The sequence below is a fragment of the Psychrobacter proteolyticus genome (assembly GCF_003350005.1).
Taxonomy (GTDB): Bacteria; Pseudomonadota; Gammaproteobacteria; order Pseudomonadales; family Moraxellaceae; genus Psychrobacter; species Psychrobacter proteolyticus.
Genome location: NZ_QLKS01000002.1, coordinates 360,091 through 382,583 on the forward strand (window position 1 = coordinate 360,091; position 22,493 = coordinate 382,583).

Here is a 22,493-nt window from a genome sequence, read left to right on the forward strand (position 1 = left end):
TACTTAGCAATCATCAAATAAACGTATGTAGAAATACCCAATTTTATGAACTAGATAAACACTAGGGTCAACAACCAGATAAATACGATGCTAGTCACACCTTGGATACCAGTGGCCATTGAATGAGCCTTGTACGCTTGTGCGACGCTCATGCGACTAAACTGGCTAACAATCCAAAAGAAGCTGTCATTGGCATGTGAGATGGTCATGGCACCAGCACCGATTGCCATCACGCAGAACACGCGTCCAAGTTCACTGTCTAGACCAATCTGGCTCAATAGTGGGGCAACCATAGCAGAAGTCGTCACCAATGCGACTGTGGTTGAGCCTTGTGCTGTTTTTAGCGCAGCAGAGACGATAAATGGCATGAAGATACCTAAACCCAAAGCAGATAGCGTCGAACCTAGGTAATCGCCAATCGGCGTAACTTTTAGCATGGCACCAAATGCACCACCAGCACCAGTAATCAATAGGATAGGGGCTGCTACTACCAAGCCTTGCGAGATACTGTCGCTGATTTCTTGCGTTTTTTGGCTTGATTTAATCAAGAAAAACGATAAGAACAAACCGATAAGTAGTGCAGTAAGCGGGTTACCAATGAATATCAAAATCTCCGCTACTATGCTACTGCCAAATGGTGCGCTTGGGAAATTAGCAACAGAGGATAAGCAGATCAATACGATAGGCACGATAATAGGTAAAAACGCGATTGTTGCTGAAGGCAAGTGGCTGTAATCATCACGAGTTTTCATTCCTTCAGGCATTGCGGCTGTAGGAGCGTCTGCCGCATTGATATTGTCAGGAGTGGCGTTAAGAAAGCGATTAGACCACCACCAGCCCGCCAGTACAGCAACTGCTGTCACCACCACACCGACCATAATGACCAAACCTAGGTTTGATTCTAGACCTAAGTTACCTGCTGCCGCGATTGGGCCTGGCGTCGGTGGTACAAAGGTATGGGTAGCATATAGACCAGTGGCCAACGCAATACTCATCGCGACACTTGATACATGTAAGCGCTCAGCTAAAGACTCTTTTAGAGAGTTTAAGATAATATAGCCAGAGTCACAAAATACAGGTATCGAAACGACTGCACCGACGATAGACATGGTCAAAGTAGGGAAGCGTGGCCCCAATACTTTGATGACTGACTCTGCCATTACGATAGCAGCCCCGGTTTTTTCGAGGATTAAGCCAATAATGGTACCAAATACAATCACAAGTCCGATATAGCCTAAAATACCGCCGAAACCATCTGAGATCGTTTTTGCGACAGTATTAAGCGGTACTTGATAAAATAGTGCGACCAAGAAAGCGGATAAAATCAACACTAAAAAGGGATGCCACTTTAATTTTGCGGTAGCGAAAATAATAAAAAGAATAGTCAGCACAAGCCAAAATACAATCATCACTGTCTCAATATGGTTTATATCTTAATTGATTACCAATACAAATATAGTCAATTGTATCGAGGTTAAATATGGTGTCTAGCTCGCTCAGTCTACTATGTATAGTACTTTCACGCGCTTTTACCATGTCTACATTCAAACGATATCAAACCAATTATTTGCATCAATAACGATACGAAATTTTCAAGGGAGATATTTTATAGTAAATAGACGCTGCTAGGAAATAGATTCGTTAAATAGTTGGCGCTATTGATAAAAAATTGAGAAGTTCTTGATTGCAGGAAGATGTAAGAAATATATGTGCAAATATTTATATGGCCAGCAATTGCTAACGCTTTTAACCAAAAGAACTGGCCATCTCTAATGACCAGTTCTTTTTTAAGGAGTGTTTACCTACCTGAATAATAATTATTTTTAAGATAAATACTTTCAGAAAATGCCCTGATCTACAGATTAAGCAATCTTAGCAAAGAAAGCTTTGTTATTGGTAACTGTAGAAGTATCAAAGCTGACGTAAATCCCTTGGTCATCCAGTGTGGCATACCAATGATCATCGTTGCCACTCGTCAACAGCTGAAAATATTTGTCATTAACTATTCTACCGACAGTATATATTTCTCCTTCGGCGTAGTAGTCATTGCCTTTGGTACAAATGAGTTTATCTTCAGTATGAATATTATTGTTGTCTGTCATTTTTTGCGCCCTATCAGTATATAAGATAGCAGTAGATTATGAATCTCTGCTAATGATAATAAAGATGATTATATAGGCACTATCTTATTGTTAGGTATAGTATTTTTAATGTAGTTGTTGCAATTAGTTACTGCAACATTGCATAAATAACATTGGTACTATAGCAATACATTTTCTGATAATCTTGAGCTTTTTAGGGTTATATAAAATCCTAACTTATCGATTAGAAACTGCCGAGGTTAATATAGAGGTAGCTTAGATACATAACTCTAAGCCAAAAAAAAGCCAGCAACCTAAGGTTACTGGCTTTTTCGTAGACTGAGTCTAACTATATAGAAGATTACTCTTCAGAATAGTCTTCGTCAGCCGCTTCTTCGTCAGCTGAATCTTCGTTGTTACCATCTTCAGAAAGAATAGTAACTAAGATGCTAGCAGTAACGTCATGGTGTAGCTGAATATCAACATTGTATTCGCCAACTTGACGTAGAGTGCCTTCAGGTAGCTTGATTTCAGCACGGTCTACTTCTAGACCTGAGTTAGTCAATGCTTCAGCGATATCGCGAGTACCGATAGAGCCGAATAGCTTGCCTTCGTCACCTGATTTAGCACGCATGATAACATTAACATCAGTTAATGCATCAGCACGCTCTTGAGCAACAGCGATCTCTTTTGCTTCTTCAGCTTCAAGTTCAGCACGACGTGCTTCGAACTTTTCGATGTTAGCTTTAGTAGCAGGTAGTGCTTTGCCCTGAGGGATAAGAAAGTTACGTCCGTAACCTGGTTTTACATCGACAGTTTCACCGAGTTTACCAAGGTTGACGATACGCTGTAACAAAATAATTTGCATGAGTCATTCCTAGTTAGCGGTTAACCTTGATGGTTATCAGTGTATGGAAGTAGCGATAAGTAACGAGCTTGCTTGATAGCAGTCGCTAATTGACGCTGATATTTAGTAGATGTACCAGTAATACGGCTTGGTACGATTTTACCATTATCACTAATGTACTGTTTTAGCAATTCAACATCTTTATAGTCGATGTGAGTAATGCCTTCAGCAGTGAAACGGCAGAATTTGCGACGGCGATAGAAACGTGCCATGAGTATTCTCCTTTAATTAGTCTTCACTGTTGTCGTTGTCGTCATTATCGTTTTCACGATTGTCTGGACGACGAGTAGTTGCTTTGCGTGCGCGTTTTTCATCGGCATTCTTGGCTAACTGCGACTCTTCAGTGACAGCTTCGTCACGGCGCATAACTAGACTACGAATGATCGCGTCGTTATAACGGAATAATTCTTCAAGTTCAGCTAAAGTTTCACCGTCAGTTTCAATGTTGAAAAGAACGTAATGAGCTTTGTGAATCTTGTTGATTGGATAAGCCAGTTGACGACGGCCCCAATCTTCTAGACGATGGATAACACCGTTGTTGTCTTGAACTAACTTGATGTAGCGCTCAACCATGCCGACCACTTGGTCGCTTTGGTCTGGGTGTACAAGTAACACCAGTTCGTAATGTCGCATTATGACTCCTTACGGATTAGTAGCTATTAACCCTATGTTAATAGCAAGGAGATTTATAAGGTAAGCCCAATTCTAATCATATTTTATAAAAAACAATCAAGAATAAGCTTAGTTTATAAAGCGCCGTATTATAACAGTACTCGGCAACTAACACAAAGGTTAATCACTAAGCTACTGCCAATAAAATATAAATAAAGGCTAAATAGGCTTTGCTAAATAAAAAAGCCGCGATAGTACGCAGCTTTTTTAAGTATAAGGAGCTATAAAACCAATAGCCAAATCAAAATACTGCTATTCAGGTTTTGATTTTTTTACCAATTGGCTACTGTCTGCTTTTACCACTAATGTTTTGGCAAGTTTGTCATGCCAACCAATGTTTTCAGGGCTTTTAGATGCCATGTAATAATGGATAGCAATAATCACAAAGCCTAAAAAGCTGGTAAACGAAAATAGTAAGTTATAGATAATAAATAACAATAACGTACGTGTACCAATCAATTTAATAAATGAAGGTAGGCGATGCGTGGTTTGATCCACAACACGAATACCAGTGATCAGCTTGCCTAGTGATTGACCGCGCATGGTAATAAATACCAATTGTAAGGCAAATAGACCAAAGACCATCACCTGTGACATCATCAATGTGCTACTAGGAAGGCTTTCCATGAGCGTCATGGAATATTGATAGGCGGCGCCCATATCTTGAATGTTTTGGAACTTGGTGTAATCCACATCCATCTTAGTCAGTGCCATTACTAGCGGCAGTATGGCCAATATATAAAGTAGGCCATTCAATGCAGTCGCCAATATGCGTGACATAATCGGCGCAAGTACCACGTTGCCGACGACTTTGTCATTGTCTGCAACAGCCTTTTTGAGAATAGACTTGTTTAATGAGACATTGTTGTGCGGCGTTTGATGACGATTGGTCATCATGTCTGCTTTTACGTTTTTAGGACGTTCAGGCTTGCCATATAGTCTATCTAACGATACTGACTTATCATCTTTCGCCTTATTGGTATCTTCAGGGAAGACGGTCACGTTATTGATGATAGAGTCATTTACTTCAGGCGTGTTAGCACTGGTCGGGCGATAAACCGTTTGGTTATTGGTAAGATCACCTACGCGCTGCCACTGAGCTAAGCCTTCATGCCACATCAGATCATCAAGCAATACTTCACCAGATGCCAGCATGATATTCAGCTGCTCCAACTGATATGGGCCAGCTTGTACGTTATTTCGAGCAAGGAAAATCTGCATAATTGCCTGCATAGTTAGTCATGTCTTAGGACATTATATTAGGGTCTATTTGAAAAAATCAAATAGACCCTAATAGTGGTATCTTTAATGACTGTGTGAATGACCGCTGTGACTGAACGTAGCGGTTTACTTCGCTTCTTCACCAGCTAAGAAGAACCAAGTATCTAGTACTGAGTCAGGGTTCAATGACACTGAGCTGATACCTTGCTCCATTAACCAAAACGCTAGATCTGGATGGTCTGATGGACCTTGACCACAGATGCCGACGTATTTGTTTTGCTTACGGCAAGCTTCGATAGCCATAGACAATAGTTTCTTAACAGCAGGATCACGCTCATCAAATAGATGTGAGACGATACCTGAATCACGGTCAAGACCAAGCGTTAACTGAGTCAAATCGTTAGAACCGATTGAGAAACCATCGAAATGCTCTAGGAATTCTTCTGCTAATAGGGCGTTGGTTGGTAGCTCACACATCATGATAACGCGTAGACCATTTTCGCCACGTTTTAGACCGTTTTTCTCAAGTAACTCGATGACTTCTTTGGCTTCGCCAACAGTACGTACGAATGGAATCATGATCTCAACATTGGTCAAGCCCATGTCATCACGTACACGTTTTAGTGCTTTACACTCAAGCTCAAAACAGTCACGGAAATTATCAGACACATAACGGCTAGCACCGCGGAAACCAAGCATTGGATTCTCTTCTGATGGCTCGTATAACTTACCACCAAGCAGGTTAGCGTATTCGTTTGATTTGAAATCTGACATACGAACGATCACTGGCTGATCCATAAAGGCAACAGCTAGGGTTGAGATACCTTCAACCAATTTATCAACATAGAAGTCAACAGGTGACGCATAGCCTGCGATACGCTCTTGGATTGCCTGCGCAATTTCACGTGGCAAGCTGTTCATGTTTAGCAAAGCTTTTGGATGCACACCAATCATACGGTTGATGATGAACTCTAAACGTGCAAGACCAATACCTTCGTTTGGCATTTGGGTAAATGAGAATGCGCGATCTGGGTTACCAACGTTCATCATCACTTTGAATGCTAGCTCTGGCATAGATTCAACAGAGTTAGTCTGTACTTCAAAATCAATCTGGCTTTCATAAATGAAACCAGTATCACCTTCAGCACAAGAAGCAGTTACGTCTTGACCATCAACCAATAGCTCAGTTGCGTTACCACAACCAACGATAGCTGGCACACCTAGCTCACGCGCGATAATCGCAGCGTGACAGGTACGACCACCACGGTTGGTGATGATAGCAGAAGCGCGCTTCATAACTGGTTCCCAATCCGGATCAGTCATGTCTGATACTAATACGTCGCCTTCTTCTACTTTGTCCATCTCGTTTAGGTTGCTAACGATACGCACTTTACCTGAACCGATACGTTGACCGATTGAACGACCTTCACACAATACTTTTGCGCCAGTCGTGTCGATGACATAACGCTCCATTACGTTGCTGTCTTGACGGCTCTTAACAGTCTCAGGACGTGCTTGAACGATAAAGATTTCGTTAGTATCGCCATCTTTTGCCCACTCGATATCCATCGCTTGGCCATAATGCTGTTCAATCGTTACCGCCTGTTTGGCAAGTGAGGTTAGCTCTTCAGTAGATAAAGAGAATTGCATACGATCTTGTTTTTCAACATCAACGGTTTTAACTGATTTAGCTGTGCTGCCTTCATCACCATAAACCATTTTCTTATGCTTGCTACCTAGGTTACGACGAATAACTGACGGCTTACCATTGGCTAGCAATTTCTTAGAGATGTAGAATTCATCTGGGTTAACCGCACCCTGTACAACCATTTCACCTAGGCCATAGCTTGAGGTGATGAATACCACTTGATCAAAGCCACTTTCGGTATCTAGCGTGAACATAACACCAGCAGCACCAGTCTCTGAACGTACCATACGTTGTACGGCAGCAGATAGTGCAACGCCTTCGTGCTCAAAACCTTTGTGTACACGGTAAGAGATTGCACGGTCGTTATATAGAGAGGCAAATACTTCTTTAATAGCAATTAGGACGTTATCAATACCGCGAATGTTCAAGAAGGTTTCTTGTTGACCGGCAAATGACGCATCTGGCAAATCTTCAGCAGTGGCAGAAGAACGGACAGCAACAGCGATGTCTTCGCCGCCGCTCATGGTTTCAAATGATTGACGTACTTCTTGCTCAAGATCTTTTGGCAGTTCTTGTTCAATAATCCAAGTACGAATCTTTTTACCAGTAGCCGCAAGCTTATTAACATCATTTACGTCTAGTGTTTTTAGCTCGCTGTTGATTTTGTCAAGCAAGCCCGTTTCAGTCAAAAAGCGGTTGAATGCATTTGAAGTGGTGGCAAAGCCGCCTGGAACACTAACGCCTAAATCAGAAAGATGGCTGATCATTTCGCCAAGCGAAGCGTTCTTACCACCAACCATTTCGATGTCGTCTTTTCCTAGCTGATCAAGATTGATTACAAGTGCTGTAGATTGCGCGGCCATGATAACTCCAGAAAATAAGGTTATTTAGTAAAGATTATAACGGTGAATTATACCGCCATATTAGGACAATTTCGAGGGTTTTCACCAAAAAACTTGTTAAAAATATACAAATTGTGGGGTTTGCTACATAAATCAGGGCCAGTCTAATCAAGTTTCGTATTTACTCAGATAAAAAATCTCATTGCTAGTGACGATGTTATACGGTTTCAAAAGCCTATTACTGCATAAAATAGACGTATTCAAATGAGCCATATTTAGAGTATTTCTATAATTTATGTTTCAATTCTATGTTCCTATATAGAAGATGCCATAAAAAACGCCTTAATGAGAGGTGAACTAACTATGACAACAAGATGAAAAACAATGTTGGTGCTAAGTGTACGCCTGTAACATTGATTTCTATTAAGAGGCTAATATGCGTATAATGTAGCGCATAGATAGTTGATGCACATTGCATGATAAATGTGCGGTATAGGTGCTAAAAAAGGCTCGTTTTAAGAAGGCAGTTATAAAACTTAGTTATACGAGTTATAAAGGTAACTATAAAAATCTAAGTAAAAGCCACACTATTAATGATAGTCAAAGTAATGCTATTAATAGTTAGTAAAAGATAAATGCTTACCAAGTCCGAATTATTACTAAGATCTATACCAAAAACTAAATGAAGGTCACTATTGAGTTTTCAACCGAGGTGTCAACGATATGTACTCAAGTAATCCATCTGAACAAGTTAAGTCCACTATCCAAAATCGCCATGCGCTAAACTTGGACAGCTCACAAGCCATTAGAACGGCGTTTTTTATCTCAGATGGTACAGCGATTACGGCTGAGACACTTGGACGCGCTATTTTGAGTCAGTTTGCCTCAGTTCCTTTTGAGACAAGAGTATTGCCATATGTCGATAGCTTAGAGCGTGCAGAAGATGCGGTTGAACAAATCAATATGGCGTATCAGCGCGATGGTTCGTTGCCATTGGTGTTTGATACGATCGTCAATCCAGAGATTCGTGAAAAAATTAACTCGGCACACAGCTGTAATTTGGATATGTATGAAGGTCTGATCGGCCGTGTTGCAGAAGAAACTGGCGTGGAGCCAGATGGTCATTCAGGGCATGCACATGACGATGTCGACTCTGAAACCTATAAAGAGCGTATTGATGCAGTGCATTTTGCCTTAGACAATGATGATGGTGCGCGTACTCGTCACTATAATGCAGCCGATATTATTTTGGTGGGTGTATCGCGCTCTGGTAAGACGCCGACTTCTTTATACTTAGCATTACAATTCGGTATTCGAGCGGCTAACTATCCTTTGACTGAAGATGATTTGTACGACAATCAGTTGCCGAAAGCATTACGTGAGCACAAAGACAAATTGTTTGGTTTGCTCATCGATACGGATCGCTTGGTAAAAATCCGTCAAGAGCGCCGTGCAGGCAGTCGTTATTCTAGCTATCAGCAATGTCAGCAAGAGCAGCGCGCGATTCAGGGTATTTATATCACGCATGGCATTCCAAGCTTAGATGTATCAGAGATGTCTGTTGAAGAGATTGCCACGCGTATTTTGCAGATGACAGGTCTCAAACGCCGTATTGGTTAATTAGAGGCTTTTGTAGTAGTTACTCTATGTCAATATTGTAAAAACTACACTCATAGCTTATGGTGGGCTCAATTCCAATAACTTGCCCAAATTTAAGAATATTAACTCGTACATAAATATATAAATAGAATCGACAAATAAAGAGGACATCATGGTAAGTAAAAGTGCAAGCGACGAGACCAACGATACTGGTAAAGATATTTATACCGAAGTATCAAATAAATCTAGCGGACACGTGCCAAGCCCTGAACATACCGAAGGTAAGAACAAAAAAGAAAAGATAGAGCAGACTCACGAGCAAGTGACTGATGATGTCATGCATCATCCTGACTTAGTGAATCCGCTCGATGACACACGAATCGATATTAAATCTGGTTTTACCAAAGACTCTCGTCGTCTAAAAAGTGACGATCATGAGTATGAGTATGATGCCGTTGTTTTAGGGGCGGGCCCTGCCGGTGAAGCCGCTGCCATGAAGCTGACCAAGTCTGGTAAAAGAGTCGTGGTCGTCGATCCGCGTGATCAAGTAGGGGGTAACTCTACTCACGTTGGTACGATTCCAAGTAAAGCATTGCGCCAATCTGTATTTAACTTGATTAACTTCCGCCGCGATCCGATGTTTACCAAGGCGATGGAATATAAGCAAGTACCGCTAAATGAAGTACTCGCCAAAGCGCGTCAAGTTATTCGTCGTCAAGTCAGTACCCACACACGTTTTTATGAGCGCAACCGTATTGAAGTCATCCAAGGTTGGGCAAGTTTCATTGACGCCCACACGCTACGTATTGAAGTCGATGAAAATGTGTACGAAACCATCACTTTCAATAAAGCCATCATTACTGTCGGTAGTCGTCCTTACCGTCCTGAGATTTTAGACTTTAACCATCCACGCGTTTTTGACTCTGACAAAATCTTGCAAATGGATTATGTGGTCAAAAAAATCATTATTTATGGTGCAGGGGTAATTGGTTGTGAGTACGCGTCTATCTTTACTGGTCTTGGCTACAAAGTTGATCTAATCAATAACCAAGATCAATTGCTTAATTACTTAGACAGCGAAATCAGTGATGCCATCGCGCATGACTTTAGACAGTTCGGTGTACTTATCCGTAGTAACGAAGAGATTGATCATCTTGAGACTCATGATGATTATGTAGTCTTGCACCTAAAGAGTGGTAAGCGCATCAAATCTGATGCCATCCTTTGGTCAAATGGTCGCTCAGGTAATACTGAAGGCTTGAACTTAGAAGCCATTGGGCTAAAAGCAAACGGCCGTGGTCAGTTAAAAGTAGATGACACTTACTGTACGGACGTCGACAATATCTATGCGGCGGGCGACGTAATCGGTTGGCCATCACTAGCTTCTGCTGCCTATGACCAAGGTCGCTGTGCTGCTGCCTTTATGGTTGGTGATAGTGATGCCGAGCCAGTATCTAGTGTGCCGACTGGTATCTATACGATTCCTGAAATCTCTTGTATTGGTAAGACAGAGCAAGAGCTTACGGATGAAAAAGTCCCATATGAAGTGGGTCAGGCGTTCTTTAAACATCTGGCACGTGCACAAATCATTGGTGAACGTTCGGGCGTATTAAAGATATTGTTCCATCGTGATACGTTAGAGATTCTAGGTATCCATTGCTACGGTAACCACGCTTCAGAGATTATCCACATCGGTCAAGCAGTGATGAAGTGCAAGAGTAACAATACGCTTGAATACTTTGTAAATACGACTTTCAACTATCCCACGATGGCAGAAGCATACCGTGTGGCAGCATTGAATGGTTTGAACCGAGTGTTTTAAACTACCGCTATTAATATCGTATAAATAAAAAAAGCGCCTACTACTATATTATTAATAGTGCAGGCGCTTTTTTTATGCTCATAGGTTTAATTCATTTGAAGGTTTACAAGTAGGCTTTTCGTTGCGGAATACGCTTGCGTAAAAATAGCAATAAAACAAAATAGAGCAACCACAAGCCAGCCAACGCATAAAATCCTATAGCGACTTGAGAGACACTGGCACCCATTTGGTTAAGCTGCACAGAGGTGTTAATTGCAGGCGTAGTCGGTACTAGCCAACGTATTACTTGTAATACTTGAGGCAATTGGTCTGCTGGCCAAGGGTAGCCGCTCAAGAAGAATATCGGTAAGGAGATAAAAATTAAGATCTGCATACTGCGCTCACGCTGCCGGAACCATAATCCGAGCACGCAGCCGAGCGTTGCGACTGTCGGACAAAATAGTGCCAAAAACAGCAGCGTACCAAGCATGTTTTGTCCGCGTGGATAATGATGTAGCTCAAACGCCCACCCGTAGTAAAAGCAGCCAACGATAAAGCTAAGCGAGCTCAAAGCCCCAATACGTCCTAGCCAGCCACGTATACTGGTACTATGACGGCGCTGCTCATACCATGTGCCAATCAGCATTGCTGTCGCCATCAAAAGTGTCTGCTGTAAGATAATAACAGAGACAGCAGGTACGACATAAGCACCATAGCCCTCAGTTTGGTTATACAGTGGCATAATCCGTAGCGGTACAGCTTGCGTATTCTGTGCTGCGGTAGGTGCATAAGCGCCTTTCGCAATGCTTTTCTTTACCTTTATGCCGGCGGATACCGTACCTACCGCTTGAGAGAAACCCAGTTGGACGTTTTTATTTAAAATAAAATAACCGCCATTACCCAGTACGCTAACGTGTGCTTGCTCTCCGGACTGAACTTGTTCTTCAAGACCAGTTGGAATCACCATATAGCCTGCAATTTGATCTGACCATATGGCTTCTTTGGCAGCCTGCTCATTGATAAATCGTTCAGTGTCTAGGTATGGGCTAGCACTCGCATAGCGTACGAGAGTACGCGATAAGTTACTGTTATCATGATCAATGATACCTACTGGCACATGATTGACCACCTCAGACGAGTAAGGCCAAGGATAGAAAAACCCATAGATAATAGGGGCAATAATCAACATCAAAAGTACGCCTTTATCGCCAAAGACGTCTTTGAAAGTTTGAATAAAGCTGCTCCAAAAACTGTGTGATGCCGGAGTGTCGGTTGATGTAGCTTTTGAGTGTGTATTATTTGATTGTGCAGACATTAGCGTGCTCCCCAACGTTCAGGATGCGCCAATGCGCGTTTGGTTAATAGTGCTGCAAGTACTAGCGCTATTATGGCCGCAAGCATAAGGCCATAGACGATAGGTAGCGAGATGGCGATCGGTGCTTGCATTTGTAACTGTGCAATATGGAGTTTGAGATAATGCGTTAGCGGCAGGGCATTTGACCAATATTGCGCGCTATCACTAATCGCAATATAAGGAAAAGTAACACCGGCAAAGGCATAAGAAGGCGCTGAAATAAATCCAGTAGTCGATAGACCCATACGTAATGAAAAAGAATTTAAAGTAAAAATAGCACCTAACCAAAACGAAAGGACCATCAGGCACAAAAACCCAGCATAGACTGCCAAAAGAGACATAATATTTATATTCTGATTGGACGTTGCCAGCCACAATATCAACGCTGACCACAAGCTATATGCCAGTATTGGCCAAAAGTATTTACCCAATAGACCAAATACTAAAACTGATAGGCTGACCGAATTGGGCATTTTTGCATTCGATGATGCTTTGTTATAGCTGCTATTTTGTTTGGTTGATAGCGAAGATGATGTTTCTGAGGCTCTGGATAACGTTAGATTAGGCTTTCCTGTATCAATAAAACGGTACCAGCGACCGATATTCTTATCACGTAACTCGCGGCCAATCGTGGTTGCGCCAATGACCATTGCCAATATATGTAATAAGGCAGGTATGACGGTCGAAGCCAAAAACTGCTGATAATTGGTCGCAGCATTGAATAAGCTAATACGCTGCACACTGATAGGCGCATAAGCCGTCATCGCTTGTGATGGCGCTACGCCTTGTTTGACCAATCGCTTGATCTCTACACCTGCGGATAATGTACTAGCGACCGCTTGGACACCTGCCTGAATAATACCAGAGTGCGTACCGTACTGTGCATTAACTTGTAGAGTCAACGGAGCAGGCTGGCTCGATAAGATATTACGAGAAAAGTCCTCTGGGATAATGACGACAGCGTAAATATCGCGCTGTAAAATGGCAGCCTCTGCATCCGCTTGGGAGTAATACAGCTGTCTGACCGTCAAAGTAGGACTGGCCTCTAAGTAACGGACGGCAGTATTGGCAACAGCGCTGTTGTCTTGATCGATGACTCCGATAGGCAAATCGGTAATTTGAGTCTGTGAAAATATCCACCATATTAGCAGCACCGTTGCCAGTGGTATCCATACCACCATGCTAAAGTCCCAATGATTTTTTGCCAAAAAACGGCGCTCGTAGGCTGCACTGCGTAAAAAAGCCTCACTTAACTTAGTCAAGTGCATGGCTTACTCTTGGTTCTGATTGACAGGAGTAGGATTGATACGTACGACCACACTCATACCTGAGCGGATACGGGCATCGGGCTTAGAGGGTCGTGCCTTTACCTCAAAAGTACGCACATCAAAACCATCATCGTTGTTGGTCGGACGCCAAGTGGCAAAGTCTGATAGAGTCGATGTCGCATAGACGGTAAATTGTTTTGTATAAGGTTTATCCGCTGATGACAGTGCTGGGATAGTACCCGTAAATGTCTGACCAATAGCAAATTGATTTAAGTAAGACTCAGTGACGTTAAGTACCACCCATTGGTCATTGGTATCCACCAACGTCAGGAGCGGAACCCCTTGACCGATGACTTCTCCAGCACTCACGATGACATTATCAACGATACCAGCGATAGGACTTCTTAGGTTCGCTTCCTCTTTTGCTACTAACGCCTCATCAAGTTTTGCATCGACCTGTGCGACTTGTGCAGTGGCCGCTGACTTATCTTCAGTACGTGCGCCTTCTAGCGCCAGATCATACTGCAAGCGGGCTGCTTCGGTTTGGTCTTGAGTAGCGAGATATTGCGCATACGCCTCATCGCGCTTTTGTCGCGCCATCAGTCCTTCTTCGTAAAGGCGATTGACACGCTGATAGGTATTTTCTGCCAAGTCAGACGCGGCTTTATTGGCTTGCCAAGCGGCTTTTGCTTGGGCGATTTCTTGCGGGCGCGCACCATTTTCTGCTTTGTCTAATTGGCTTTGCGCGATTTGTTTACCAGCACGTGCTTGATTAATCTTGGCATTAATCTCAGGCGAATCCATCTCAACCAATTGCTGACCTGCTGTTACCGTATCACCCTCTGTTACCATAATTTGGGCAATACGCCCTGGTACTTTTGCAGCGATCGACGTTTGCTGCATTTGCATTTGACCCTGCAGCGTAATAACTTCTGGCTCGCTATGCGCATTACTTTTGTATAAGCCGTACGCAATCGTACCAAGGACAATCAGTATGAATAGTGCAAGTAATCCTTTTTTCATACGCGCAGATTTGTCAGTTTTAGAGGCGCCACGACTATAAGTAGGTGTCGGTTGCTCTGGTTCAATATCAGACACGTCTTCTACAGGGTCGACTGAATTTTGTGTATCTTGAGAAGTCACTGACTCGGTTGCATCAGCTGATTTATTTGAGTCGTCTGATTCGCGTGGTAATTCTGTCATGACAATGAGATTCCTAAAGCAACAAAGTTGAAAATAAAGGGTTTATTACTAGTACACTCGAAACGCATAAGGCTTGGCGTTGTCTATAGTTTCAGAATTAAAAATAGCACCAAGGGCGACGATAAATGCTGAATAATAGAGCCATAGCATAATGACCACAGCAGCTGAAAGCGCGCCAAACTCAGCACTATAGTTATTAAAATTTTGCACATAAATTGAAAATAAGATGGACAATATAATCCATAAAACCGTTGCCAGCGCAGCGCCCGGCATTAGTTTTTTGAGGGCGACGGCATCACGATTTGGGGCTAGGCGATAAAGGCCTAAAAAGCTTAAGAATATGATACCTGTCAATATGGGCCACCTGCTCCAAAGCGCAATTGTCTTTGCTATCTGAGGGAAAGGAAAGTAGGCGGCTCCCAAAGGAATAATCGCGATAGAGGAGACCGCGATAATCAATACGACTACTGCTGCAAAGGTCAAACCAACTGCGCGGATCGTGCTTTGTACAAAGCTACGCTCTTGAGTGATATGAAACGCAAGATTAATAAGAATAATTAAAGACTTAATACCTTTAGAACCCGCATAAAGTGCGAGCAAGGACGATATAAGCAGGCTGAAAGTCAGAGCAGACGTAGTCGTAGAAACCAACTCGCTCAGACGGGAGTTGAGCACTTCATATACTGTATCAGGTATAAATTGACTCAAAAGCGAGATTTGCTCTTGCATTTCGGCAGGAGAAAACGCGAGACCATAAAGCAGGACGAATACAGCCATCACTGGAAAAATTGATAAGAATCCAAAGAAACCTACACTTGCGCAATGCGCCCAAACATTAGAGTTATTGGCAATACGCCACGTTTCTAGTAACGTCTGTAGCCAGTTTTTTATCGATTTAGAGGTCAATTTTTTCATAAAAGCAGCTGTTCGTAATAGGGTTGGTAATAGTAATTTCGATGTCGGCTTTATAGTAATACAAAGCGTTTATCAGCACGACTTATGGTTTCTCACATCACATCATTGTTCAGTATATAAAGTAGGCAATTGAATGTCAGCGGCATTGAGATAAGCATTAAAAGCAAGTGGCGTACCACAGCTTTGCATAAGGGCAGCCAGTGACTGTACATAGTCATTAGCAGCCTGTGCTTGCTCGGTACGTGCCTTAAGTGATTGAGTTTGTGCTTGCACCACGTCAACGGTAGTATTTACACCTTCTTGTAATCCTAAACGTCGTAGTCGCAATACTTCTGCTGCCAAATCAACATTACTTTGCAATGCCTGATAGCGTGATTGGGCATTATTGACATCGTGCCAGTTTTTTTCTACCAGTAGCAATAAATTGTCACTGACTTCAATCTCAGAGAGATCGGCCTGACGTATTTTGGCACTACTAGATGCTAGTGATGCGGCTTTATCGAGTCCGCCCCATAGTTTCCAACTGGCAGAGATACCAGCGACCCAGCTTGGATCTTTCTCTACCTGACCATAACCGTATAGCAACACCGTAGGCTTGTAGCCCGTATCTGATAGCGCATGTAACTGCTGAGCCTGAGCCCGCTTGGCTGCAACTTTTTGCAGTCCGGGATGGTTGTTTAGTGCCAAGTCCTGAAAGTAGCTCACATCTGGTAGAGGGCGACTAGAGACAAACAAAGGCGTGGTCGGTTTGATACGGTAGTCGGTACGTAGTAGACGCTGTAGCGCAATCATAGCTAGGCGCGCGTCATTATTGGCATTGACGGATTCACTCTTGGCATCCGCAAGCGCCGACTGTGCTTCTAGTCTATCGACACGTGAGATAAAACCTTCTTCAAACAGACGCTCGGCCATATGATCGGTTTGCTGCAATGTATCGTAAGCGTCTTCTCGTAAGTAAGCAGCGATAATCGCTAGCTGTGCCTTAAAATAACGCTCAATTAACGTATTATAAAGCTCATTTTTATCCAGTACGCTATCAGCCATCGCTTCTTGTGTACGTGCATCCGAGGCGCCAGTCAATGCGTCTGTACGTCCAGCAGTATAAATAGGCCAAACGACTCCAAGACCTGCGCCTGATGTAGAGCCTGAGCGCTTGAGGTTGTAGGAGTCGGGAATACGCTCACCAACCAGCTCACCAAAATCTGGTAAGTCTGCTGTAGGAGGGACTATATTATCTACCCCATTGTTTACTTCGTTGACGATACCGCTCCTAAGAGAAGATAAATCTATATCCTCATCTAAATGATAGGCACTGGCAGATACTCGAGCAAATACGAGCGGATTGTCGATAGTTCTTAGCGCGTCAGTTTGGTATTCGCTAGCGGCAATCGCTGCTTGATTGGCAGCGATTTTAGGTGATACTTGTACCAGCAGCTTCTGCGCTTGCTCTAAACTCAAAAAGCTTGAGACGTCTAGTGCGTAGCTGTTATCAACTGTTTTATGTGTAATAGGGTCAACAAGCGTAGACAATGCCTGCGACTCAGCGTTTTGAGGGCTTGGTACTGTATGAAAAGGCGCTACAGCTGGTTTATTATTATCAGTTGGACTATCAGCATCTATGATTTGTGTCACAGCCACTGGTGTAACATCATCTGACACTTCTATACTGTCAGTGTCAGTGCTCGCGTAAGTCATGACAGGCACGCTCATGACTGCAACTGTCATCATAGCAGTCGGTAGCGCTGATAAAATGAATTTCATAAGTCACATAAGCCATTAATTAGAATGTAAGGTATTATAAAATAAGGAACAGCACCGATAGGTTTCATTGCTCAGGATATAAAGTCGCTGAACTATTATAGACTATTTGCCAGCTAGCGAAAAAATGATGCTTAAATAAATCATTCTTATTCTAATATAAAAATACGTCTATATTAAAAGTGCTAACAAGCGGTCATTCGTCATAAGAGGTACACTGTAGAGCCACAATGGTGACGGGTCAATGCTCAGTATTTTGCCGTTTTCTATTGTGCGACCAGTAGCGGTATGATAGAGGATTGATTTAATTTTTAAATATCTGTTTATAAGTAATAACATAGGTAATAAGACGTTTTAGATACAAGCGATTTATTTTTAAATAGATTTTGTTTTTAATTTTATTGTTAAAGCATTTAGGCAGTAATTAACGAGTAGAAAGCGCTCAATAAGCATCAGTCAATAAGTAGCAATTAATAAGTAGCAGTCAATGAATAGTCACTAAATGGCTATCAAACAGAATAAATAATATTAGCAGAGGGTGTGTCATGGCAGGGTATATTTTAGCGTTGGATCAAGGGACCACATCGAGTCGAGCAATATTGTACGATGATCATGCGCGTCCTATCAAAATGGTACAACAGCCAACGACGCTGCAAACACCAAGAGCTGGGTTCGTTGAACAAGATGCACAGCAGATTTGGCAAACTCAGATTAGCTGTGCACACGATGTTATTAATCGGGCAGGGCTGCTTGCCACTGACGTTACCAGTATCGCGATTACCAATCAGCGTGAGTCGATTGTGATGTGGGATAAGCAAACTGGTAAGCCACTGGCTCCCGCCATCATTTGGCAGGATAGGCGTACCGCAAATTACTGTAAGACGCTTGCTGCTGAAAGCGCTACCAATAGCATGAATGACCCTGTGCATCAAGGCGTTGATAGTGTCAATATGGCACATGAAGTACAGCGTATTACAGGTCTGCGTTTAGATCCGTATTTTAGTGCCAGTAAGATTGCTTGGTTACTCGAAAACAACCCGAAGCTGAGTGTACGAGCCAGCAGAGGTGAGATAGCGGTCGGCACGATTGATAGTTGGCTGATTTATAAGCTCACAGGTGGGGAGCATGTCATTGATGTGACCAATGCTTCTCGCACATTGTTATTCGATATCCATAAGCTGGAATGGTCAGAGACACTCTGTGACCGCTTCGCCATACCTATGAATATATTGCCTAAAGTGCTACCGTCCGACGGCGATTTTGGCAAAACTAAAAAAGGCCTGTTTGCAAAGCAAATACCCATTCAAGCAGTATTGGGTGATCAGCAAGCAGCGCTTTTTGGACAAGGTTGCCTTGATGCAGGTATGGCCAAAAACACTTACGGTACAGGCTGCTTTATGCTAATGAATATTGGGCAGCAGCCAAAGTTGAGTGAGCATAAGCTGCTAACCACCATCGCGTGGCAACGCAAAACCTCAGCAATTCGTCCGGACAATTTATCATTTGACCAAATCGTACAGTCAGGCAAACGCATGCTACAGCCACCCAAAAAGGAAGTCACTTATGCCTTAGAAGGCAGTGTCTTTATGGCAGGGGCTATCGTTCAATGGCTGCGTGATAATTTGGGTATGATTCAACAGAGTAGTGATGTCGAAGACTTAGCTCGTCAAGTAGACAGTAGCGAAGATGTCGTTCTATTACCTGCATTTACTGGATTGGGTGCACCTTATTGGCGTTCGGATATCAGCGCTAGCATCACTGGTATGAGCCGCGGCACTACTAAGGCACATATTGCTCGCGCTGCATTGGAGGCCGTTGCTTACCAAACCTATGATGTGCTTATCGCTATGCAAAAGGACAGCCCTCATCCTTTGACTGAGCTGAGAGTAGATGGTGGCGCTGCAAATAATGATTTACTCATGCAGTTCCAAGCAGATTTGCTAGGTGTTCCGGTATTACGTCCTAGAGATACAGAGATTACGGCGAAGGGCGCAGCACTCCTCGCAGGTTTAAAGACAGGGCTATATGACGAATCGACAATGAAAGCTTCATGGCAAGTAGATCGCGTGTTTGAACCAAGCATGTCGGCTGATGCTCGTGAGCGACATCTTGCTAAATGGCAACAAGCTATTAAAAGGTCTTTGATGCCGTTATAAGATTGGTTACTTAGTAAATTAATCATGGCTGTACATTTATAATTACTCAAAGTATGAAGCTGCCGTACACAAACGTGATAAAGATACAGGCTGTAACGCAAGATAATCGCAATACGGACACAGTTTACATAATCGGCCTATCTGTCCTTACCTATAAATTTCTATACTTCAATTGGATTTAGTAAGACCGCTAATGATTAGCAAATAAATAATTCAACAAATAATAAATAATTCAAGGACAATACTATGAGTAACCATGATGCTATCGATCGCAGTGAAGTAAAACATATGTCAAAAGAGACAAAAGAAGATTTAAATGCAGACATCATCACCGGTGAGCCAGGTTCACATCCAGTAGGTACAGGTATCGGCGGTGTAGGCGGTGCAGCAGCAGGTGCAGCTATCGGTACGATGGCAGGTCCGTTAGGTACACTAATTGGTGGTGCTATTGGTGCTATCGTTGGTGGCGGTGCAGGTCATGCAGCAGCTGAAGCCATTGACCCAACTCACGAAGAAGCGTACTGGCGTGCAGAGTATGCAAACGCCGATTACCATAGAGAAGAATACGACTTTGACCGCGATTTGCATCCAGCATATGCAGTCGGTTATGCGAACCGCGCTCGTTATCCAGTAGATGCTCGTTTTGAAGATCATGAAGCAGACTTAGAGCGTTCATGGCACGAAGTAAAAGGTGAGTCTCGTATGGAATGGAACGAAGCGCGTCAGGCATCACGTGATGCATGGAACCGCGTATCATAAGAAAGATGAAACAACCAATAGAACTGCCAGTTAAATACTTTGGCAAACAGTGCCCTGTTGACAAACAGTGCCCCTGTTGATTAGCTAGTATCAGGGATTGCTATATCCTTACATAAGATAGAGCGATTGTATGCTAAGTTCTATTAGTGAGCTTGCTTATCGATATTTATGCTATTTTAAAACTTCCAAGGTTTAACTTTGGGAGTTTTTTTAGGCATGAAATTTGCAATGTATACATATACGTGAATATTATGTACTATAATAATGAGAGCGATGGGGAATATATGAGTAATAATACTGAAGGTAATAAACAGTTTTATATCGCAACGGCAAACTTGCTGAACTTTGCGAACCCTAATCGAACTTACTATGAGAATGCCCCAGCTTATAACGATAAAGCCTATAAGCATAAGCTACGAGGTCTTACAGATCTGTTGGCTAAAGCGCATGCTGATATTATCGCAGTCCAAGAGGTTTGGGATAGTGATGCATTAAAAGCGTTGGCTGTTTCACTAGGTTTCAAGCCCGAGCATGCAGTCATTCCACTTGCAAGTAATGATAACGCTAGTATATATACCAAAGGCATGGGTGCACAGAATACACCTGCTGTCGGTATTATCAGCCGATTTGAGCAGTTAGAAACCAGTTTGCTAGAAGATATAGCACCAAAAGCCACTATTGATGTACCTGATATCGGTCCTTATCAACGCTTCAACCGTCCTCCATTGGTATTACGTGTTGACGCATACGGGCAGCCCATTACTATTATTACAGCGCATCTAAAAAGCAAACGTGCTTTTTTCTTACGTGACGACAATGGTGACCTATTAGAAGACATGGAAGATCCAAATATTCGAGTTCGCGCCAAGCTTCGTAGTTTATGTATGCGCGCGGCAGAAGCGGCCTCTATCCGTATGTCTATCATAGAGCGATTAAAGCATACTCGTGAACCACTGATCCTATTGGGCGATATGAATGATGTTACAGGTAGCGTGACTACTCAGTTGATGACAGAAACTGGGGAAGTCAATTACGATAAAAGTATGCGTGATGTCGCACTTTTTGATGCCGCTCGTATTCAAGCACGATACGGATGGATGAAGGACGTTGCCTATACCCATATATATCAAGGCATGCCAGAAGTTATCGACCAACTGTTTGTCTCAGAAGAGTTCTTACCCAATAGCAAGTTTTCGCTTGGATATGTCGAACGGGTAGATTATTTTAATGATCATTTGAAGTGGGACTATGCCGATAGAGTCACTGATCATGGTATTATAAGGGCGAAAATAAAACTCAATGATTAACTTCATAAATTTAGACGGTTGCCTCTATTAAATTACTGATTGTCGTATTATTTTTTAACCTATTCATGCCCTTGCTTGATAGTGTGCAAGCGTTTATTATGCCTCTTCATTGAATATAGTAGTGATAATATTGGCTTTACATTTTAGCCAATGATGATTCACCTTCTATTTAAGAATAACTATCATTCGATGAAGATTGTTTTTATAAAATAGGGCGTAACATTAAGAGATTTATAATGAGTGATAACAAAGACGAAAAGATTGAAGATGTGTTGGTAGATTCAGAATTGGCAAAAAAGCTTGTACCTAATAAGTTTAAGTTTACTAGCCAGCAAGGTCGTGCACGTCGACAAAAGCTATTGGCAGGTGCCAAAAAACTGAGCGAAACACATGCTATTAACGATATTACGTTAGCAGCTGTGTGTGAGGAAGCTGGCATACCGAGAGCTTCTGCTTACCACTTTTTCCCTAATATCGAAGCAATATTTTTAGCATTGCGTTTTTTAAATGCAATTGAAATATTAGAGATAGTAGAAACTGTTGATATTGGTAACTATGATAGATGGCAGGGTTACTTAACAGCACTCATTGATCGCTGTGTCACTATATTTCATAATGACAAGACAAAAGCCAAACTTATCTATGATACCAACACACCTGATTTTGAAGGTGATAGCTTCGGTGAGGATATGGATCATCAAATCGTTGATCTGGTCTATAAGCGTTTGTCAGAGCGTTATGAGATGCCAAACTTTGATGATATCCAAAACACGTTATTGATTGCTTATAGTATTGTTAATGCTATATTTACCTTGTCTTATCGTCGTCATCAGAGTATTACTGAGGACTACATTCAAGAAGCAAATACTGCATTTATCGCCTATTTACGTTGCTACCTACCAGAAAAATTACCACGTAAAAACCGCTAATTGAACTCGAATTAGACGCGAAAAAGCCGACAAATATGTCGGCTTTTTCGCGTCTAATTTTTAGCATAAGATT

General features: G+C 42.4%; 18 protein-coding genes. 6 read left to right on the forward strand and 12 right to left on the reverse strand.

The window, feature by feature from the left end:
* Positions 1-50: 50 nt before the first annotated feature.
* The 7 genes from DXK30_RS06045 to ppsA all read right to left on the reverse strand — a co-directional run bounded on the left by DXK30_RS06045 (position 51) and on the right by ppsA (position 7,392).
* Complete coding sequence (locus DXK30_RS06045) at positions 51-1,409, reverse strand: GntP family permease (protein ID WP_114700924.1); 1,359 nt, start codon at positions 1,407-1,409, stop codon at positions 51-53.
* Between the two features lie 453 nt (positions 1,410-1,862).
* The gene (locus DXK30_RS06050) at positions 1,863-2,102 is read right to left on the reverse strand and encodes a hypothetical protein (RefSeq protein ID WP_114700925.1); all 240 of its coding nucleotides are present in this window, start codon (positions 2,100-2,102) and stop codon (positions 1,863-1,865) included.
* 340 nt (positions 2,103-2,442) lie between these two features.
* Positions 2,443-2,949 (reverse strand): 50S ribosomal protein L9, encoded by a 507-nt coding sequence (gene rplI / locus DXK30_RS06055; protein ID WP_114700926.1) that lies wholly within the window; start codon positions 2,947-2,949, stop codon positions 2,443-2,445.
* Between the two features lie 20 nt (positions 2,950-2,969).
* On the reverse strand, positions 2,970-3,200 hold the full coding sequence (gene rpsR, locus DXK30_RS06060; RefSeq protein ID WP_010198808.1) for a 30S ribosomal protein S18: 231 nt from the start codon (positions 3,198-3,200) through the stop codon (positions 2,970-2,972).
* Between the two features lie 16 nt (positions 3,201-3,216).
* A complete protein-coding gene (rpsF, locus tag DXK30_RS06065) occupies positions 3,217-3,621 on the reverse strand; it encodes a 30S ribosomal protein S6 (RefSeq protein WP_101205443.1) in 405 nt (134 codons plus the stop codon).
* Positions 3,622-3,912: 291 nt separating this feature from the next.
* Positions 3,913-4,893 (reverse strand): RDD family protein, encoded by a 981-nt coding sequence (locus DXK30_RS06070; protein ID WP_114700927.1) that lies wholly within the window; start codon positions 4,891-4,893, stop codon positions 3,913-3,915.
* A gap of 114 nt (positions 4,894-5,007) precedes the next feature.
* Positions 5,008-7,392, reverse strand: a complete 2,385-nt coding sequence (ppsA, locus tag DXK30_RS06075; protein ID WP_102091300.1) for a phosphoenolpyruvate synthase — start codon at positions 7,390-7,392, stop codon at positions 5,008-5,010.
* Positions 7,393-8,094: 702 nt separating this feature from the next.
* Between ppsA and ppsR the strand changes: the two genes are divergently transcribed.
* Both ppsR and sthA read left to right on the forward strand, forming a co-directional pair.
* Complete coding sequence (gene ppsR, locus DXK30_RS06080) at positions 8,095-8,991, forward strand: posphoenolpyruvate synthetase regulatory kinase/phosphorylase PpsR (RefSeq protein ID WP_101205440.1); 897 nt, start codon at positions 8,095-8,097, stop codon at positions 8,989-8,991.
* Positions 8,992-9,142: 151 nt separating this feature from the next.
* Positions 9,143-10,792 (forward strand): Si-specific NAD(P)(+) transhydrogenase, encoded by a 1,650-nt coding sequence (gene sthA, locus DXK30_RS06085; protein WP_114700928.1) that lies wholly within the window; start codon positions 9,143-9,145, stop codon positions 10,790-10,792.
* 103 nt (positions 10,793-10,895) lie between these two features.
* Here sthA and DXK30_RS06090 read toward each other — a convergent pair whose 3' ends face one another.
* From DXK30_RS06090 to DXK30_RS06110, 5 genes are all read right to left on the reverse strand, one after another.
* On the reverse strand, positions 10,896-12,086 hold the full coding sequence (locus DXK30_RS06090) for an ABC transporter permease (RefSeq protein WP_114700929.1): 1,191 nt from the start codon (positions 12,084-12,086) through the stop codon (positions 10,896-10,898).
* A complete protein-coding gene (locus DXK30_RS06095; RefSeq protein ID WP_114700930.1) occupies positions 12,086-13,393 on the reverse strand; it encodes an ABC transporter permease in 1,308 nt (435 codons plus the stop codon). The genes DXK30_RS06090 and DXK30_RS06095 overlap by 1 nt, the downstream gene beginning before the upstream one ends.
* Before the next feature lie 3 nt (positions 13,394-13,396).
* Positions 13,397-14,596 (reverse strand): HlyD family secretion protein, encoded by a 1,200-nt coding sequence (locus DXK30_RS06100; protein WP_114700931.1) that lies wholly within the window; start codon positions 14,594-14,596, stop codon positions 13,397-13,399.
* A 48-nt stretch (positions 14,597-14,644) separates the two neighbouring features.
* On the reverse strand, positions 14,645-15,511 hold the full coding sequence (locus DXK30_RS06105; RefSeq protein WP_114700932.1) for a YihY/virulence factor BrkB family protein: 867 nt from the start codon (positions 15,509-15,511) through the stop codon (positions 14,645-14,647).
* Between the two features lie 102 nt (positions 15,512-15,613).
* On the reverse strand, positions 15,614-17,272 hold the full coding sequence (locus DXK30_RS06110) for a TolC family protein (RefSeq protein ID WP_114700933.1): 1,659 nt from the start codon (positions 17,270-17,272) through the stop codon (positions 15,614-15,616).
* Between the two features lie 542 nt (positions 17,273-17,814).
* Between DXK30_RS06110 and glpK the strand changes: the two genes are divergently transcribed.
* From glpK to DXK30_RS06130, 4 genes are all read left to right on the forward strand, one after another.
* A complete protein-coding gene (gene glpK / locus DXK30_RS06115; protein ID WP_114700934.1) occupies positions 17,815-19,425 on the forward strand; it encodes a glycerol kinase GlpK in 1,611 nt (536 codons plus the stop codon).
* Between the two features lie 246 nt (positions 19,426-19,671).
* The gene (locus DXK30_RS06120; RefSeq protein WP_057759401.1) at positions 19,672-20,184 is read left to right on the forward strand and encodes a hypothetical protein; all 513 of its coding nucleotides are present in this window, start codon (positions 19,672-19,674) and stop codon (positions 20,182-20,184) included.
* Positions 20,185-20,468: 284 nt separating this feature from the next.
* A complete protein-coding gene (locus tag DXK30_RS06125) occupies positions 20,469-21,491 on the forward strand; it encodes an endonuclease/exonuclease/phosphatase family protein (protein ID WP_114701121.1) in 1,023 nt (340 codons plus the stop codon).
* Positions 21,492-21,727: 236 nt separating this feature from the next.
* On the forward strand, positions 21,728-22,420 hold the full coding sequence (locus DXK30_RS06130; protein ID WP_114700935.1) for a TetR/AcrR family transcriptional regulator: 693 nt from the start codon (positions 21,728-21,730) through the stop codon (positions 22,418-22,420).
* Positions 22,421-22,493 lie beyond the last annotated feature (73 nt).

Excerpts from the sequence above, each read along its gene's own strand:
- sthA (WP_114700928.1), top strand. The coding sequence starts at position 9,143 with ATGGTAAGTAAAAGTGCAAGCGACGAGACCAACGATACTGGTAAAGAT.
- DXK30_RS06110 (WP_114700933.1), bottom strand. The coding sequence starts at position 17,272 with ATGAAATTCATTTTATCAGCGCTACCGACTGCTATGATGACAGTTGCA.
- DXK30_RS06130 (WP_114700935.1), top strand. The coding sequence starts at position 21,728 with ATGAGTGATAACAAAGACGAAAAGATTGAAGATGTGTTGGTAGATTCA.
- DXK30_RS06100 (WP_114700931.1), bottom strand. The coding sequence starts at position 14,596 with ATGACAGAATTACCACGCGAATCAGACGACTCAAATAAATCAGCTGAT.
- rplI (WP_114700926.1), bottom strand. The coding sequence starts at position 2,949 with ATGCAAATTATTTTGTTACAGCGTATCGTCAACCTTGGTAAACTCGGT.
- DXK30_RS06105 (WP_114700932.1), bottom strand. The coding sequence starts at position 15,511 with ATGAAAAAATTGACCTCTAAATCGATAAAAAACTGGCTACAGACGTTA.
- glpK (WP_114700934.1), top strand. The coding sequence starts at position 17,815 with ATGGCAGGGTATATTTTAGCGTTGGATCAAGGGACCACATCGAGTCGA.
- DXK30_RS06120 (WP_057759401.1), top strand. The coding sequence starts at position 19,672 with ATGAGTAACCATGATGCTATCGATCGCAGTGAAGTAAAACATATGTCA.
- rpsR (WP_010198808.1), bottom strand. The coding sequence starts at position 3,200 with ATGGCACGTTTCTATCGCCGTCGCAAATTCTGCCGTTTCACTGCTGAA.
- DXK30_RS06050 (WP_114700925.1), bottom strand. The coding sequence starts at position 2,102 with ATGACAGACAACAATAATATTCATACTGAAGATAAACTCATTTGTACC.
- DXK30_RS06095 (WP_114700930.1), bottom strand. The coding sequence starts at position 13,393 with ATGCACTTGACTAAGTTAAGTGAGGCTTTTTTACGCAGTGCAGCCTAC.
- DXK30_RS06125 (WP_114701121.1), top strand. The coding sequence starts at position 20,469 with ATGAGTAATAATACTGAAGGTAATAAACAGTTTTATATCGCAACGGCA.
- DXK30_RS06090 (WP_114700929.1), bottom strand. The coding sequence starts at position 12,086 with ATGTCTGCACAATCAAATAATACACACTCAAAAGCTACATCAACCGAC.
- rpsF (WP_101205443.1), bottom strand. The coding sequence starts at position 3,621 with ATGCGACATTACGAACTGGTGTTACTTGTACACCCAGACCAAAGCGAC.
- DXK30_RS06045 (WP_114700924.1), bottom strand. The coding sequence starts at position 1,409 with ATGATTGTATTTTGGCTTGTGCTGACTATTCTTTTTATTATTTTCGCT.
- ppsA (WP_102091300.1), bottom strand. The coding sequence starts at position 7,392 with ATGGCCGCGCAATCTACAGCACTTGTAATCAATCTTGATCAGCTAGGA.
- DXK30_RS06070 (WP_114700927.1), bottom strand. The coding sequence starts at position 4,893 with ATGCAGGCAATTATGCAGATTTTCCTTGCTCGAAATAACGTACAAGCT.
- ppsR (WP_101205440.1), top strand. The coding sequence starts at position 8,095 with ATGTACTCAAGTAATCCATCTGAACAAGTTAAGTCCACTATCCAAAAT.